The 16,841-nt window shown below is 33.2% G+C and carries 13 protein-coding genes; 6 read left to right on the forward strand and 7 right to left on the reverse strand.

Annotation, left to right across the window (positions count from 1 at the left end; genetic code table 11):
* Positions 1-101 precede the first annotated feature (101 nt).
* The 5 genes from FHK87_RS23490 to FHK87_RS23510 form a co-directional block, all read right to left on the reverse strand.
* Positions 102-863, reverse strand: coding sequence for a hypothetical protein (locus FHK87_RS23490; RefSeq protein WP_140597318.1), 762 nt, complete (start codon positions 861-863; stop codon positions 102-104).
* Positions 850-1,551 (reverse strand): hypothetical protein, encoded by a 702-nt coding sequence (locus FHK87_RS23495; RefSeq protein WP_140597319.1) that lies wholly within the window; start codon positions 1,549-1,551, stop codon positions 850-852. Before FHK87_RS23495 ends, FHK87_RS23490 begins: the two co-directional genes overlap by 14 nt.
* A gap of 102 nt (positions 1,552-1,653) precedes the next feature.
* A complete protein-coding gene (locus FHK87_RS23500; RefSeq protein ID WP_140597320.1) occupies positions 1,654-2,613 on the reverse strand; it encodes a toxin-antitoxin system YwqK family antitoxin in 960 nt (319 codons plus the stop codon).
* Positions 2,603-3,541 (reverse strand): hypothetical protein, encoded by a 939-nt coding sequence (locus FHK87_RS23505; RefSeq protein ID WP_140597321.1) that lies wholly within the window; start codon positions 3,539-3,541, stop codon positions 2,603-2,605. Before FHK87_RS23505 ends, FHK87_RS23500 begins: the two co-directional genes overlap by 11 nt.
* A gap of 94 nt (positions 3,542-3,635) precedes the next feature.
* Entirely contained in the window at positions 3,636-4,118 is a 483-nt protein-coding gene (locus tag FHK87_RS23510; RefSeq protein ID WP_140597322.1) for a hypothetical protein, read from the reverse strand.
* A gap of 548 nt (positions 4,119-4,666) precedes the next feature.
* On the opposite strand from FHK87_RS23510, the gene FHK87_RS23515 reads away from it, so the two are divergent.
* From FHK87_RS23515 to FHK87_RS23535, 4 genes are all read left to right on the forward strand, one after another.
* Positions 4,667-5,272 (forward strand): DUF6261 family protein, encoded by a 606-nt coding sequence (locus FHK87_RS23515; protein ID WP_140597323.1) that lies wholly within the window; start codon positions 4,667-4,669, stop codon positions 5,270-5,272.
* Between the two features lie 805 nt (positions 5,273-6,077).
* A complete protein-coding gene (locus FHK87_RS23525; RefSeq protein ID WP_140597325.1) occupies positions 6,078-7,403 on the forward strand; it encodes a leucine-rich repeat domain-containing protein in 1,326 nt (441 codons plus the stop codon).
* Between the two features lie 837 nt (positions 7,404-8,240).
* Positions 8,241-9,422 (forward strand): leucine-rich repeat domain-containing protein, encoded by a 1,182-nt coding sequence (locus tag FHK87_RS23530; RefSeq protein ID WP_140597326.1) that lies wholly within the window; start codon positions 8,241-8,243, stop codon positions 9,420-9,422.
* Positions 9,423-9,764: 342 nt separating this feature from the next.
* Positions 9,765-10,706 (forward strand): ligand-binding sensor domain-containing protein, encoded by a 942-nt coding sequence (locus FHK87_RS23535; protein ID WP_140597327.1) that lies wholly within the window; start codon positions 9,765-9,767, stop codon positions 10,704-10,706.
* Positions 10,707-11,049: 343 nt separating this feature from the next.
* On the opposite strand, the gene recG is transcribed toward FHK87_RS23535, so the two are convergent.
* Positions 11,050-13,152, reverse strand: a complete 2,103-nt coding sequence (recG, locus tag FHK87_RS23540; protein WP_140597328.1) for an ATP-dependent DNA helicase RecG — start codon at positions 13,150-13,152, stop codon at positions 11,050-11,052.
* A gap of 102 nt (positions 13,153-13,254) precedes the next feature.
* On the opposite strand from recG, the gene FHK87_RS23545 reads away from it, so the two are divergent.
* On the forward strand, positions 13,255-15,375 hold the full coding sequence (locus FHK87_RS23545; RefSeq protein ID WP_140597329.1) for a M1 family metallopeptidase: 2,121 nt from the start codon (positions 13,255-13,257) through the stop codon (positions 15,373-15,375).
* Between the two features lie 6 nt (positions 15,376-15,381).
* Complete coding sequence (locus FHK87_RS23550; RefSeq protein ID WP_140597330.1) at positions 15,382-16,305, forward strand: patatin-like phospholipase family protein; 924 nt, start codon at positions 15,382-15,384, stop codon at positions 16,303-16,305.
* A gap of 15 nt (positions 16,306-16,320) precedes the next feature.
* Here the strand turns inward: FHK87_RS23550 and FHK87_RS23555 are convergent, their stop codons facing one another.
* Positions 16,321-16,839 carry a DUF7935 family protein gene (locus FHK87_RS23555; protein WP_140597331.1) on the reverse strand — a complete coding sequence of 173 codons (519 nt, stop codon included), beginning with the start codon at positions 16,837-16,839 and terminating at the stop codon, positions 16,321-16,323.
* Positions 16,840-16,841 lie beyond the last annotated feature (2 nt).

Genomic DNA, 16,841 nt, shown 5'->3' on the forward strand with positions numbered 1-16,841 from the left:
TACATAGAGGTATTTTTGTAGGGTCGATTCTGGCCTTATCATCTCTTGTATCGTGTATTCGCCCGTTGAAGGTGGTATATATAATATACGAACTGTTGTAATCAGTTATTTTTTTCAGTTTCTTTTTTGAAATTAATTAATTCAATTAATCTGTTCAAAGAGGATCTCACATTGTCTGATTTACTTTTTTTCATCATTAATTCAGCTTTGTTTTTCATTTTACTATAATCAGCTTGTGGATAAACTTCAATTAGTGCAGAGAAATATTTATCAATACCATTTGCGAGCTCTATCTTTCCTTGTTCTGTGAATGCTTTTTCGTTATTTATTTCATCCAGATAGATCAAATAATTTTTGATTAGAGTTCTTACATTCGAATTAATATTGTTTTTAACGATTGGTGAATTAGGATCATCTGCATTTTCTTTTATTTGGTCATTTCCTAATTTGAAATATTTTAGTTGAAGTTCTAATCCAAAATGCCAAACGGCAAGCATTTCTTTATCATACAGATATTGATCTTTTCTGTCTAGAGCATCATAGATATTATTCATATCTTTCCATTTATTGAAGAATTTTTCAGCAATGTTATTTTTGTGTTTAATTCCTAACTCATTATCATCAAGTATCACATTAAAGTTTTGTTGATCCGTAAGCTTTTCAACAATGATTCTTGTTGTTGGGTCATCAAAAGTTGGAAGTTTTTCATCCACTTTGTAACCATAATTTAATTCCAAAACCACTTTGTTATAATCATTTAAATCCCAATACCTTTTGTCAAGAGGGAATTCGCGTTTTTCTGATTTGCAGTTTGTTAATACGATACTCGTTAAAGCAAAGATGATAAGTCTAATTTTTGTCATAAAATTCAATTTTTGGTTCTTTATAATCTATTAACAAATTTAGTAAACTGTCAATTTCTTTCTCATATCTTTTTTGTTCGCTCAAAACATAACTATGGAAAGTATTGTAGTCGTATTCGCTTTGAAATTTTCGTTCTTCTTTTTTAGTTTGTTGAATTATTCCTTCTATTTTATCTTTTTCAAACCTATCGAGTTTTGATATCTTTTCTTTGGCTTTACGAGCGAAGAGTTCAGTTATTTTTATATGGTATTTCTCATGAGTTAGTAATTCTCTATTATTCGTATTTTTTTTATAAACAAATGAACGAGATGGATAAAATAGAGATTGAACTGTTACAGAATTTTTGTCAATGTTACTATCTATAGAAGTAACGACATAAGCAAATCTTTCACTATCATAAAGAGATCTTTTAAAAAATTCTAACCCTCTAAAATTCTCAAAAGTTATTTGATCGTATTTATCAAATGTTAAAGGCTTCTCATAATTCAAAAAATTTGTATGACTTAAAATTCCAAACCCTACTATAATAGGTATTAAAATAACAACATTGTACTTGAGAAATTTTTTGAATTTTTTGAATGGAATTTTGTTTCCTTTTTTGTTCTCCATTATAACTATACCCAATTGATAAAAAACAGGTGAAAAATATATTAGAAGTAGTATTATGGCTATTGGATTTTCATTCATTCATTCTATATGTTTTATCTATTTTAGTCAGCTCTTGATTACAGGACGAGAATAATATAATTACTCCTAAATATAAAATACGTTTAATCCCATATTTTGGTGTTATTGCTTTTTCTGTCTTTTCATGGGTTTAGCAGAGACTTCTATAGGGATATCAAAATATATATTTCTGTTTACATAATACATTGAGGTATCTTTGAAGGTCACATTCGATCTATCGATATATTCTGTAAACCAACCTCGTATGGTATCTTTACCCACTTTGGTAGGTTTGATATAAAACAGTACGGTCTCCCGATGCAGGGTAGTATCTATCTTTGCCTTATCAATAGGATAGGTGTCATCATGTTTCAAACTTTTTTTGATCGCAAATGGGATTCCTTTTTCGGGATCATAAGAGTCTGTATTGGTAAACTCGCGATCAAAATTTTCTTTTTCAAAATCTTTGGGTATGGTTACCTTATAATCAGAATCGGTTTCGGAGATAAAAGGCACTCCTGCCTGAAACCACAAGCGTATAGAATCCCCCAGTTTGATATTTGCCTTGGTAGGTTTGTATCTCATATTACTACCATCATTAATGGTATCGCCTGTAACTGCAAAATGCCACCCTTGGTTAAGGTATCGTTTTCCTTTGATGATTTTAAACTCTTTGATATAATCTAATTCCCCATTGAGGGTGTCATAATATTTCCATTTTCCTGTTTTTTCGTGGGTATTAGTTTTAAGTCCTTCTTGATACATAATACCATTTGGTTTGAAATCTTTATGGTAGTAGTAATTATTAGGTTTATGATATGCAATTATTTCAATTTGATTTGCTTTGGATTCATAAAAAAAAATGGTAGAATCGACTTTTTTATCATTACTGTAAATAGCTTTGTAATTAATATTGCCATTTGCATAGTATTTTAATACTGTTCCCTGTTTTAGGGAATCTTTATCGATATGATATACATATTTTTCTCCATTATCATAGATCTTTTCAATTTTAGTTAGCTCTTGATTACAAGACGAGAATAATATAATTGCTCCAAAAAATAAAATAAGTTTAATACCCATATTTTTGTTTTATCTCTACGGTAATGGTCATATGGTTGGTGCTGCGTTGTACATGATAGGTAGAATCTTTTTTGGCATTGTTCAACCCTTTTACAGTACTAATGGCAGAATTGATCCATAGGTTGTCTCTATGAGGATCGGTTTTTTTGATCTCTAGATCATAGCTTACAGTATCATTCTTATTTTTGCTTTTTTGTATTTCTTTGGTTTCTATATCCTCTTTGTCAATACTATTATCATTTTTATACCCCAATGCTTCTTTAATGCTCACGTATTGCTCTATTACAGACTTTACGTTTAGGGTAAATTTGAAGATAGCTTCTAGGGCATTTCCCGATACTTTGGTAAAAGTGCCGAGATATTGTCGCGGGTCTATAGATCCCAAAATATCCCCGCCATTGGCGTGTCTACCACTGCGAAAGTCATTTCCGTTTGGGTTTTGCCCCCATATTGGACCAAACACTGCATTATGCGCCATTTTGTAGGATATACTATTGGGGTCTATGCTATCGCCCCTACTAATCGTATCATATAGTTTGACCCATTTTTTGCTAAAACTGCTCCATTTGTAGATTTCGCCATTAAGCTCGGGATATTTGCAAAGTTGCCCGTCTTCTTTACCGGGATATCCGGGGCCACCATATTTTGCTTTGTCGGGTTTTGGGGCATGTTTTACGATGACCTTGCCCGTTATCATACCATCATCACAATTTGATAGGGTGTAGGATATCTTTTTGATCTCTGTCTTATCAGATACATAAGATCTAAAGGTAAAACTATCCTTGATCGTATTCAATTTTTGCTGTACGGTCTGTACAATGGTTTTTTTGATATCATAGGGGTTCTTCATACAGAGTACCTCGTCTATTGCCCGTTTAAGGAGTTCTTCAATTTTTTTTGAGATTTTTTCAGATTCAAAACGATCCATATATCAGGTTTTAAGAGTGTTATATTATAACCTACGAATTTAATTATGAAAATGACACATCAGACATTATGATTATGTTTTATGAAAAAATTAACTACTGTTGGATAGTGGTTTTGATCAGTTTTTTGAAGTGTGGATAATAAATCCTACCCCATATCGGATTTTTATCAAAAGCGAATACTTCGTTGGTACTCGTATTGATACACACGGGGATCGTAAACCCTGCCCATTTTTTACCTGATTTTAACTTGATACAATACTCTTTTGCCTGCGCATCGATTTGAGTAGACAACAAAATAGAAATCACTCCTAATCCCGATTGTATCCCTCTGGGCCAACCTTTATAATTTTTTTCTGCATACTTAAAAGCATGAGTGAGATGAAAATCAATTTCGTTTACAGTAATAGGATCATCTTCAAAGTCTGTGGCTACAATAAATGTATTAAGTTGTGTAGCCATCCAGCTCCACTTGAATTTTTTCTCATATCCAATTACAGTAGGCTGTTTTAGAATTTCGTCATTGGTAAAAAAAATACCATTTTGGGTTAAATTACTTTTGATGATTTCCAGATTCATGTGTGTTGTTTTTATGATTTCTAAACTAATATAGACATCTGTTAGAATAATGATTCAATATAAAAAACTAAAAATAAAACATTATAGGGGAATCATAAAACACATTTATTAAAATATTGTTAAAACAAGATTTTTTGTAAATAACTGATATTGAATACAATAAATTTTCCTGTCAATGACGGGAAGATATTCTGAGTTCAGGAAACCTTCATGTCAGTGACGAGAAGGTTTTTTTGTTAAAAAATAGCTTCATGTCACTGACAGTAACCAATTTTGAGCATAAAAAATGCTCATGTCAACGGCATGAAACCGTTTATCGATCAAAGTGATCTCTAGTCGATGACATGAACGTTTTCTATACTTAACTAAGTTTCTCGTCACTGACAGGAACATATAAAATGCCTAGTAAAAACTCATGTCATAGGAGTGATTTAATTATGAGGTAGTTATGATTTTTATGAAGGTGATAATATGATATTTTTGCATTTTTTTAACTTTTATATCGAAACTTTTTATACTTTCGTCGAAAATTTTTTAAAAATCAACTTATGAATTATATTAATACAGCTACCACAAGTTTTTATCGGAATGGAGAGATCATTCAGTTTTTTGATGATGTATTGACACTCACCGAAAAAAGAGGAGGGATTCCTAAAAAATTAACCAAACAGTATCAGGAATTAAAAACCAAAAATGATGCACTGGCAGAAATATTTAATTCTAGCCGCAAACTGGTACATACAAAAGATATCAAAGAGATAGATGAAAAAAGAGATGAGCTTACGATTGGGCTTCGATTTTTATTAGTAGGGCTTACCAAACACCCTAATCCCGAATGTCAAAAAGCGGCAGAACGATTATTGGAGGTGTATGATAGTGCAGGAAAAAGAATCTATAGGCTGAACTATCAATTACAAACACGAGTAACCAAAAACTTGATTGATACGATCCTGAACAACGCTACATTGGTTGCCGATGTTGATCTACTAAAAGTGGTACGAGATTATATTGATGCACTACAAACAACAAACGATGCTTTTGCAGAAGCTTATGTAATCCGTACACAAGAAAAAGGCCAGCAAGAAGAAGGAGAAATGCTAGAATTAGTACAAGAAACTATATTATCATATCGAAAATATATTGTTCGTCTGTAAGCCATTGTAGAGCTTGATGATAGTACCTCTTTTGATAATTTGGTAAAAGATATCAATGCTGCCATAGACCAATATAATCAAGTAGCAAAAGACCGTATAGGTGCAAACACCCCAGAAAACGAAGAAGAAATAGAAACTACCTTATAATCATCATTGTATTATATTTTTTTAAATTGGGACTAGCCCTTGAGTGTAAATACTTGAGGGTTTTTTAGTAGATAAGTTTTTTAGTTATGAGTTATGAGTTATGAGTTATGAGTTTAGAGTTATGTGAGTATTTGAGAATGTAAGGGATGCACATGAGAAAACTTCTTACTCAGTACTTTGTACCCATTACTCTGTACTTCTAACCTTGTACTTCAACAATGTAAAATGTAAAAGTTCAAATGTAGAATGTAAAGGGAGTTTGTGAGGTCGCTTTGCTTTGAGTTTTTGAGTTATGAGTTATGAGTTTAGAGTTATGTGAGTTTTTGAGAATGTAAGGGATGCACATGAGAAAACTTCTTACTCAGTACTTTGTACCCATTACTCTGTACTTCTAACCTTGTACTTCAACAATGTAAACTCTAAACTCAACCATCTATAATCTAACTTTGTATATGAGATTCTGAATCAAGTTCAGAATGACGAAGCGATTTTACTTACTACAAATAATGACTAGGGAAGTTCAAACTGCACTTTGGGCAATAAAACCATACTCTTGGGAAGTTGATCCCATACCAATCCATCTAAAATCAACAATTTTGAGGGCTGCAAATACAAACAGCACTTTATAATAATAGTCTAACGATAAAAAATTACCCTTATGAAAAAGTCCCAATGGATTTCTACAATCTTAGTATGGCTCTGTATCCCGGCAGTAGTATTATCCTTAGCTACAAGTTGTAGTAGTGATGATGATACCACTCCACCTAATGGAGAAAACCCTAACCCCGAAGAACCTACGCCACCCGAAGAAGAACTGAGTGATGCCAAGCAGATCACAGCTTTTGTATTTAGAGCTGCTGATAATGCAGCACTAGAAGAAGATGTAATCGCTACTATCGATCAGGAAGCTTTTACGGTAACCTTAGCCGTACCTTTTGGAACGAGCCTCAGGGAGTTAACCCCTGCTATTGAGCTTTCAGAAAAAGCTGCGTTGACTCCGGCTATAGAAGGGCCACAAAGTTATGCCGTACCTGTAACCTATACCATTACCGCAGAAGACGAGAGTACACAAGACTACAGGATCACTGTATCTTTACAAGATTTAGAATTAACTGATCGCCAGATTTTAGAAAAATTCTATAACGACAATCCTGATAATACTCTAGGGTGGGATTTGAATGCCCCGAATATGGATAATTGGGAAGGAGTTGTTCATGAAAATGGAACGGTTACAGAGTTAAGAGCATCTTCTGTAAGGATTAGTGTCGTGTCTAAAGAAATAGGAGCATTGAATGATTTAAAAATTTTGAACTTAAGAAATTTTGCTCTAGGTGCATTTATAACAAATAGATTTACAAGTATTCCTGCTGAAATTGGTAATTTAAGAAAATTAGAACGATTAGCTTTAGGTAATAATGATCTTAATGAAATTCCCACAGAAATAGGGAATTTAATCAATTTGTTGTTTTTGGACTTAGGTTCAAATGATCTTACCAATATTCCTAATGAAATAGGAAATTTAATTAGTTTAGAAAGATTAGACTTAGTTAATAATAACATTACCAGTGTTCCTATTGAAATAGGGAATTTAAGTAATTTATTGTCTTTGGATCTAAGTTCAAATGATCTTACTGAAATTCCCACAGAAATAGGAAATTTAAGTAAATTGGATTTCTTCAATTTAAGAAACAATACTCTTATTAATATACCTGTAGAAATTGGTAATTTGAATGATTTAAGATTTTTAAATTTAATTGATAACGACCTTACTAGTATTCCTACAGAAATTGGTAATTTAAGTAATTTAGAAAGTTTAGTTATATCTAATAATAACCTTAGCAGTATTCCTTCAGAGATCGGAAATTTAAGTAGTTTAAAAAATTTGTTTTTAAGTAATAACAATCTTATCAGTCTCCCTCAAGAAATATGTGATTTGGTTACCAATAATAATGTGAATCTAACCCCAGCTACTTTATGTAATTAATAAGAATTGTTTATCATAAATACCATTTTGTTTTTCTTTCAAGCCTTGTAGTCGTTTTATGCTTGCTACAAGGTTTGGTTTTTTATTAGGTTTTTTTAGGTCTGAGTGTTGAGGTTTGAGTGTTGAGGTTTTTTAGTTATGAGTGATGAGTTTAGAGTTATGTGAGTATTTGAGAATGTGAGGGATGCACATGAGAAAACTTCTTACTCAGTACTTTGTACCCATTACTCTGTACTTCTAACCTCGTACTTCAAAACTCAAGACTTAACCATCTACAATCTAACTTTGTATGTGAGGTTCTGAATCAAGTCCAGAATGATGAAGTGATTTTACTTACTACTTAGTACTCTATACTCATTACTTTGTACTTTAGAAATGTAAAATGTAAAAGTTCAAATGTAGAATGTAAAGGGAGTTTGTGAGGTCGCTTTGCTTTGAGTTTTTGAGTTATGAGTTATGAGTGATGAGTTTAGAGTTATGTGAGTATTTGAGAATGTAAGGGATGCACATGAGAAAACTTCTTACTCAGTACTTTGTACCCATTACTCTGTACTTCTAACCTTGTACTTCAACAATGTAAACTCTAAACTCAACCATCTATAATCTAACTTTGTATATGAGATTCTGAATCAAGAATCAGAATGACGGAGCGATTTTACTTAGTACTCTATACTCACTACAAATAACGATTCGGAAGTTCAAACTGCACTTTGGGAAATAAAACCCTATGCTTGGGAAGTTGATCCCGTAAAAAATCATCCAAAAACCAGAATTTTGAAGATTGCGAATACAAACAACGCTTCATAATAAAAGTATAACAATTAAAAAATTACCCTTATGAAAAAGTCTAAATGGATTTCTACAGCCTTACTATGGCTCTGTATCCCGGCAGTAGTATTATCATTAGCTACAGGTTGTAGTAGTGATGATGATACGACTCCACCTAATGGAGAGAACCCACCACCGACACAACCGGTAGTAGAATTAAGTGATGCTAAACAGATCACAGCTTTTGTATTTAGAGCTGCTGATAATGCAGTATTAGAAGAAGATGTAATCGCTACTATCGATCAAGAAGCTTTTACGGTAACTTTAGCTGTACCTTTTGGAACGAGCCTTAGAGAATTGACTCCTACTATTGAGCTTTCAGAAAAAGCTGTATTAACTCCGACTGTAGAAGGTCCACAAAGTTATGCCATACCGGTTACTTATACTATTACTGCAGAAGATGAGAGTACACAAGAGTATACAATTGCCGTGTCTTTACAAGACTTGGAATTGACTGATCGCCAGATCTTAGAGAAATTCTATAATGATAATCTAGGCAATAATTTAGGCTGGGATTTGAGCGCCCCGAATATGGATAATTGGAGTGGAGTGACCCATGAAAATGGAACGGTTACAAGGTTGACGTTAGATTTTCGAAACATTACTATACTACCCAAAGAAATAGGAGCCTTAAATAGTTTACAAATTCTGAATTTAGGGAATCCGGTTGCTGATCCATTTGCAGGGAACAAAATAGGTAATATTCCTGCAGAGATCGGAAATTTAAGTAATTTAGAAAGCTTAAACGTAAGATCAAATAACCTTGGTGGGATTCCTAGAGAAATTGGTAATTTGAAGAATTTAAAAATTTTAGAATTAGGGAACAATTCTATTGCTACTATTCCTGTAGAAATCGGTAACCTAGATAATTTAGAACGTTTAGGCATGGAGAATAACAATAATCTTAATATAGTTCCTGCAGAAATAGGGGATTTAGGTAATCTAAAAGTCTTGTCATTAAGTAATAACTTTATCTTCAATATTCCTGCAGAACTGGGAGATTTAAGTAATTTGGAAACATTAAGTTTATCAAATAATAAACTCACAAGTCTTCCGGTTGAGATTGCTAATCTAAGTAACTTAAAAGAGTTATTCTTAGGTGGCAATAACCTTACCAGTTTACCTCAAGAAGTATGTGATTTGGTAACAAATAATAATGTGAACTTTGCCCCATCTTCTTTATGTAATTAATATCAACAGTGTATTTGTAACAACAGGTTGTTGTTTTTTCAAGTCTTGTAGTGATTTCATGCCTAGCTACAAGGCTTGACTTTTCTATTAGGTTTTGGGTATGAGGTTTGAGAGGTGAGTAACTTAAAATGTAAAAGTTTAAATGTAAAGGGGGAGTGTGTGAGTATTTGCATGATTCTTTTGCTTTACAGGTGTAAATGACTCAAAAGGTATTATCATCTAAGTGCAAACAGATTTTAAATTAAAACATAAAAAAATGAAATAATTTATAGAAAAACTATATTGTAAAACATATTACTCCTTAAATTTTTATTAAATAATGTAAACTAAAACATGCTTATTATGAAAAAAAATACACTGCTATACTTATTTTTTACATTCTATGTATTCGTTCAGAGTCAAGAAGTCAAGCATTTTTCTTCTGTTTACAAGTCTGAAACGCACGAATCAAGATACTATATGGTGTTATCAGATAATACGTTTTGGTGGTACGATCCCAAAGCACAAATATTCAAACAGAGTGAAGGGAAGGGATTGCCAAAAAATTATAATGTCAAACATTTTTCTTCTATTTATAAGTCTGAAACACACGAATCAAGGTACTATATGGTGTTATCAGATAATACATTTTGGTGGTACGATCCCAAGGCACAAATATTTAAACAAAGTATAGGGACGGGATTGCCAAAACATTATAATGTTAAACATTTTTCTTCTATTTATAAGTCTGGAACGCACGAATCAAGGTACTACATGGTGTTATCAGATAATACATTTTGGTGGTATGACCCTAAAGCACAAATATTCAAACGAAGTGAAGGGACGGGATTGCCAAAAAATTATAATGTCAAACATTTTTCTTCTATTTATAAATCTGGAACACACGAATCAAGGTACTACATGGTGTTATCAGATAATACATTTTGGTGGTATGATCCCAAGGCACAAATATTTAAACAAAGTATAGGGAAGGGGTTACCAAAAAATTATAATGTCAAACATTTTTCTTCTGTTTATAAATCTGAAACGCACGAATCAAGATACTATATGGTGTTATCAGATAATACATTTTGGTGGTACGATCCCAAGACACAAATATTTAAACAAAGTTTAGGAACAGGATTACCAAAAAACTATGATGTCAAGCACTTTTCTTCTGTTTATAAATCTGAAACGCATGAATCAAGATACTATATTGTATTATCAGATAATACATTTTGGTGGTATGACCCTAAAGCACAAATATTCAAACAAAGTAAGGGGACGGGATTGCCAAAAAGCTAGATCAACCTGTTGTGTATTAAAAAAATAAAATATAAAGGTTTTAAAAGTGTTTTTTGGGTTGATGAGGTCGCTTTGTTTTGGGTATGTGAGGAATGAGGTTTGAGAGAGGGCGGCATACTTCTTACTTCAAAACTCGTATTTCTGACCTTGCTTATATATGAGATTCTGAATTAAGTCCAGAATGACGAAGCAATTTTACTCAGTACTCCTATATTTTGTACTTCTAAACTCTACAATCTAATTCGGTATTTTTAACTTTGTACTCACTACTCACTACTCACTACTCACTACTCACTACTCACTACTCACTACTCACATACTCCAAAACTCGAGACTCACTACTTTAAGAAATATAATTCCAGATATTTTTATGCTTTGCTAATTGCCCGTAGGTGTATAGTAATACTTTGTTTTTATCAAGTGACAGAGAAGGGTCTTCTTGTAATATTTTTACAGCATAGTGGCGAGCAGTTTTTAAGATATCATTATCTCTTACAATATCTGCTATTTTTAGATTAAGGACACCACTTTGTTGTGTACCCATAATATCTCCCGGTCCCCTTAACTTTAAGTCAACTTCTGCAATGTCAAAACCATCATTGGTACGTACCATGGTTTCTAAACGGGTTTTACTATCTGACGAAAGTTTGTGACCGGTCATCAAAATACAATAACTTTGTTCGGCGCCGCGCCCCACACGACCCCGCAATTGATGTAGTTGTGATAATCCAAAACGCTCGGCACTTTCTATAATCATTACGCTGGCATTAGGTACATTTACACCCACTTCTATTACGGTAGTGGCAACCATAATCTGAGTTTCGCCTTTTACAAAACGATCCATTTCATAATCTTTGTCTGCCGGTTTCATCTGCCCATGTACAATTGATATTTGATATTTTGGAGCAGGAAAAGACCTGGCAATACTCTCATAACCGTCCATCAAATCTTTATAATCCATAGCTTCAGATTCTTGTATCAATGGATATACAATGTAGATTTGCCTGCCTTTTTCGATTTCGTCAGCAATAAATTTGAATACTTTGAGGCGATTGCTATCATATCGATGTACTGTTTTAATCGCTTTACGCCCCGGAGGTAATTCGTCTATAATAGAAATATCAAGGTCGCCATATAAACTCATAGCAAGTGTTCTGGGGATTGGGGTAGCGGTCATGACCAAGATATGAGGGGGATACGTGTTTTTGCGCCATAATTTTGCCCGTTGGGCTACGCCAAATCGATGCTGTTCATCAATAATAGCAAGGCCAAGATTTTTGAATTGTACCTTATCTTCAAGAACAGCATGTGTTCCGATTAAAATATGTATTGTGCCATCTTCTAATCCTTGATGGATTTCTCTTCGTTGTTTTGTGGTCGAACTCCCCATTAATAATCGTACTTCTATATCAAGGTCTTTAGTAAGCTCTGTAATCCCTTGATAGTGTTGATTGGCCAAGATAGCAGTAGGAGCCATAAGACATGCCTGAAAATTATTATCAATAGCCAATAGCATGGTCATTAATCCCACAATCGTTTTTCCCGAACCTACATCACCTTGCAATAGACGATTCATCTGGGCACTACTACCAATATCATTACGGATTTCTTTGATGACCCTTTTTTGTGCATTAGTAAGATCAAAAGGAAGATGATCCTTGTAAAATGTATTAAAATATGTGCCTACTTCTGTAAAGGGAAACCCTTTGATTTTCTGTTTACGGATCAGCTTTTTAGTAATAAGCTGCAGCTGAATGTAAAATAACTCTTCAAACTTTAATCTAAATTGTGATTTGGATAACAATTCTTGATTTTTAGGGAAATGGATATTAAAAATAGCCTCACTTTTTGAAATTAACTTCAATTCGTCCAAAATATCCTTTGATAACGTATCATAAAAACGAGCATTGGTTTCTATAAATAACTGTTGCATCATTTTACTGATGACTCTATTGGTGATCCCTTTATTAGATAATTTTTCAGTAGAAGGATATATAGGCTGCATTGCTATGCGAAGGTTTTTTTTATGTTCTTCTAGCAATTCCATTTCTGGATGTGGCATACTAAACCCATTGTAATAATTTGTTTTTCCAAAAATTACATAAGGTGTGTTTATTTTTATATTATCACGAATCCATTTGTGTCCACGAAACCAAACCAATTCCATTTCTCCTGTATCATCAATAAACTTGGCAACTAATCGTTTTCCTCGTTTTTGCTCTACTGTTTTAAGATGTATAATCTTACCTATAATTTGTACTTCGGCAGAGTTACGTTGTAATTGATTAATCTTATAATATTGAGTTTTATCCAGATAACGATTCGGAAAAAGGTTGACTAAATCCTGATAGGTATGAATCCCTAATTCAGACCGCAATATAGCTGCTCTAGATGGGCCTACACCTTTTAGATAATCTATTGGAGTTTGTAAAATATTAGGATTCATTACAGCGAATATAATACTTATCATCACATATATCAATGCATATCATGTCACATAAACAGACTATTTTCGTTATTTTGGCAGAACATTTGATCAAAGTGAACTATGAGAGTACTTATAATCATCTTTTTAAGCATATTTTGTTTTGTAGGTCATGCCCAAGAGGTAGATAATACCATAGAGCGTAAAGACTTAAAAAGCCAACCATATGTAGATTTTTTAACCGGAAAAGTAAAGGTAACGATGCATCCTAAAACCGGTACCGTATCGGGGGAAGTTACTTATACTTTCAAAATTCTGGAAGCTACTCCAAGAATTCGTATTGATGCGTGGGATATGCAATTAGGAAACATCACTATGGATAACAAAAAAGTACGTGTTGATTATGATAGAGAAGCGATTGTCATTAGTGCCGATTTTAAACCCAATGCCTTACATAGTGTTACAATTAACTATAAAACCACGCCTAAAAAAGCATTGTATTTTGTAAAAGATAATAAAGAGAAAGATCAAATCTGGACACAGGGACAAGGTAAATATACTTCAAATTGGTTACCGAGTTTTGATGATATGAATGAAAAGGTAGAGTTTGATCTAAATATCCAATATACAAAAGGGTATGAAGTGATTGCTAATGGTAAATTGGTATCTTCAAAACCCGTAAATGATTCGATACAAAGTTGGCAGTACGATATGACAAAACCGATGAGTAGCTATTTGGTTGCATTGGTTATTGGTAAATATGAAAAGGTTGTAGAAACTTCAGAAAGCGGGATTCCTTTGGAATTGTATTTTTATCCGGAAGATAAAGATAAGTTTGAAGCTACATACAAACACAGTAAAAAGATCTTTGATTTTTTAGAAAAAGAAATTGGATTTCCTTATCCGTGGCAAAATTATAAGCAAATTCCTGTAAAAGATTTTTTATATGCAGGTATGGAAAATACGGGTACTACTATATTTTCTGATGCCTTTGTGGTAGATGAAACTGCTTTTGTAGACCGTAATTACATTAATGTAAATGCGCACGAGTTGGCACATCAATGGTTTGGAGATCTCGTCACCGAGACCGGGGGGACACATCATTGGTTACAAGAAGGTTTTGCTACTTACTACGCACTATTGGCTGAAAAAGAAATTTTTGGAGAAGAGTATTTCTTATTTAAACTCTATGAAAATGCAGAACAACTTACAGCATTGTCCAAAACTGAAAAAGCCACATCATTATTAGATCCGAACGCAAGTTCATTAACTTTTTATCAGCGTGGGGCTTGGGCTATACACGCACTTCGTAATCTGATAGGAGATGCCAGTTTTAAAATCGTGATCCATAATTATTTAGAAAAACACCAATTCAGTAATGCAACAACCGATGATTTTATAGCAATAGCAGAAGAGGTGAGTGGTACAGATTTATCAGGATATAGAGAACAATGGTTAGAGAGCATAAAATTTCCTTCGCAAGAAGCATTGAATATATTGACCAAATCAGATTTTATCAAAAACTACCTGAGTCTTGCACAAGAACGTACACAACCCATGGCCGGTAAGTGGGGAGCATTAAAAGAAGCACTTCGTTTTCCTGTGAATGATTATTTAGGTCAAGAAGTAGTGTATCAACTAGAAGGAAAAACTGATGATGAGGTTATCGCTTTATATGCAAAAGCCTTTGAGACCAATAATCTCTTAGTGCGTCAAACAATAGCCAATACATTAAGTACAATACCCAAAGAACTACAAGAACAATACGAATCTTTGTTAAAGGAAGATTCGTATGCTACTATAGAACCGGCATTATATCATCTTTGGGCTAATTTTCCTGAAAAGAGAAAAGAATATTTGGATCAAACTAAAGATATTGTTGGGTTTACAAACAAGAATGTAAGGATTTTATGGCTGGTTTTAGCATTAAGTACAAAAGAGTACCAAACGATAAACCACCAACAGTTTTATAATGAACTTTCTGGGTATACTTCTCCAAAATTTAGGTTTAGTACCAGAGAAAATGCTTTTACATATTTAGAAAGTTTGCAGGCTTTTTCTGATACAACATTAGAGCATTTGGCAGAAGGTGCAACACATCACAATTGGAGGTTTAGAAAATTTTGTAGAAATATTCTAGATAAGCTGTTAAAGGATGAAAAATATCGAAAGAAATATGTAGATTTAGCGACCAAATTACCAAAGAAACAACAAGAATTTATACAAAAACGATTAACCCCATAATAAAATATGCGCGCATTAGTAATTTCTGGCGGAGGTAGTAAAGGAGCTTATGCCGGTGGTGTAGCACAATATTTAATGCATGAAGCAGGGCGAAAATATGATCTGTTTCTAGGAACGTCTACCGGAAGCTTATTAGTGCCTCAATTAGCTTTGGGTAACATTGGTAAGACCTATGAGGTATATACAAATGTTAAGCAGAGTACGATTTTTAATGTCAATCCTTTTATAGTACGAAAAAAAGGAAATAGAGAGTTTGTATCGATCAACTTTTTTTCTTCTCTATGGCAGTTTATCAAAAGAAAACGAACATTTGGTGAAAGTAAAAACCTTAGAAATACGATTCGTAAAAATTTTTCTGAAGCAGAATTCAGATTGGTAAGACGAAAAGCTCATGATGTTGTTGTTACAGTTTCTAACCTCACAAAAAATAGAACAGAATATAAGTCTATCAATGACTTTTCTTATGAGGATTTTTGTGACTGGATATGGATATCTTGTAATTATGTTCCCTTTATGAGTCTTATCAAAAAAAATGGTTGTGAGTATGCAGATGGAGGGTTTGGTTGTATGATCCCAATTAGAGAGGCAATTAGAAGAGGAGCAACAGAGGTAGATGCTATCATTCTAGAGTCAGAAAATATGGAACACAATAAGGTACTGGGTAAAAATCCATTCTCTTTGATGGTCAATCTCTTTGGCTATATGTTAGATCAGGTAGAACGCCACGATACTATTGTTGCTAAACTTGCCGCTGCACATAAAGATGTAGCATTGAATCTATATTATACCCCTTCTAAACTCACAGAAAACTCATTAATTTTTAATAAAAAACTGATGAGTAAATGGTGGCGACAAGGGTTTATGTACGCCGCCAAAAAATTTAAGCAAGCTGAAGAGAACGAATTAAAAGATATCGATCTTGCAGGATAATTCTAATTAAAATATTTAGAATAAGTCGCTAATTTCATTCTTGATAAATGCCAGTGCTGCGTCGCTGGGAGCTCCTTTTTCAATGATTTCTGTAAGAATATCTTCTCTCATTTTATTGGCTGAGTCGACCTCACTTTTTAAAGAAGATTTTCTGATCAAAGCAATAGTAGCATTTTTGGCAGCTTTTATGGTATTCCAACATTCATCAGAAATATAAATCTGTTGTGTTAGGTTATGTTCAAACTCTTGATCAATTGTCTGTGTTAATAAAGAGGTATACCCTTGCTTATCGTCATTTACAGGAGCCATGCGGGTTAAAAGGTTTCCCGGAGCTATACGTTCAAGAAAAAGAGCCATACGCTCATAAGCTTGTAATCGTAATGGTAAAGATTGTTTTTGATTTTCTCTATGCAATAAAAATCTTCTACGTCTTTCTTCATTTGTAGTATGAAGTTTAAAAAAGTAAAATGCAAGAAGCGTTATAAGCATTGCAGGGACTAAAGAAATAAGCAAAGATGTAATGTCAAGATTCATTA

The sequence above is a fragment of the Aquimarina algicola genome (assembly GCF_006443095.1).
In the GTDB taxonomy this organism is placed as follows: domain Bacteria; phylum Bacteroidota; class Bacteroidia; order Flavobacteriales; family Flavobacteriaceae; genus Aquimarina; species Aquimarina algicola.

Coding starts and splice junctions, on each gene's coding strand:
- FHK87_RS23495 (WP_140597319.1), bottom strand. CDS start 1,551: ATGAATGAAAATCCAATAGCCATAATACTACTTCTAATATATTTTTCA.
- FHK87_RS23530 (WP_140597326.1), top strand. CDS start 8,241: ATGAAAAAGTCTAAATGGATTTCTACAGCCTTACTATGGCTCTGTATC.
- FHK87_RS23510 (WP_140597322.1), bottom strand. CDS start 4,118: ATGAATCTGGAAATCATCAAAAGTAATTTAACCCAAAATGGTATTTTT.
- FHK87_RS23500 (WP_140597320.1), bottom strand. CDS start 2,613: ATGGGTATTAAACTTATTTTATTTTTTGGAGCAATTATATTATTCTCG.
- FHK87_RS23545 (WP_140597329.1), top strand. CDS start 13,255: ATGAGAGTACTTATAATCATCTTTTTAAGCATATTTTGTTTTGTAGGT.
- FHK87_RS23525 (WP_140597325.1), top strand. CDS start 6,078: ATGAAAAAGTCCCAATGGATTTCTACAATCTTAGTATGGCTCTGTATC.
- FHK87_RS23515 (WP_140597323.1), top strand. CDS start 4,667: ATGAATTATATTAATACAGCTACCACAAGTTTTTATCGGAATGGAGAG.
- FHK87_RS23535 (WP_140597327.1), top strand. CDS start 9,765: ATGAAAAAAAATACACTGCTATACTTATTTTTTACATTCTATGTATTC.
- FHK87_RS23555 (WP_140597331.1), bottom strand. CDS start 16,839: ATGAATCTTGACATTACATCTTTGCTTATTTCTTTAGTCCCTGCAATG.
- FHK87_RS23490 (WP_140597318.1), bottom strand. CDS start 863: ATGACAAAAATTAGACTTATCATCTTTGCTTTAACGAGTATCGTATTA.
- FHK87_RS23505 (WP_140597321.1), bottom strand. CDS start 3,541: ATGGATCGTTTTGAATCTGAAAAAATCTCAAAAAAAATTGAAGAACTC.
- recG (WP_140597328.1), bottom strand. CDS start 13,152: ATGAATCCTAATATTTTACAAACTCCAATAGATTATCTAAAAGGTGTA.
- FHK87_RS23550 (WP_140597330.1), top strand. CDS start 15,382: ATGCGCGCATTAGTAATTTCTGGCGGAGGTAGTAAAGGAGCTTATGCC.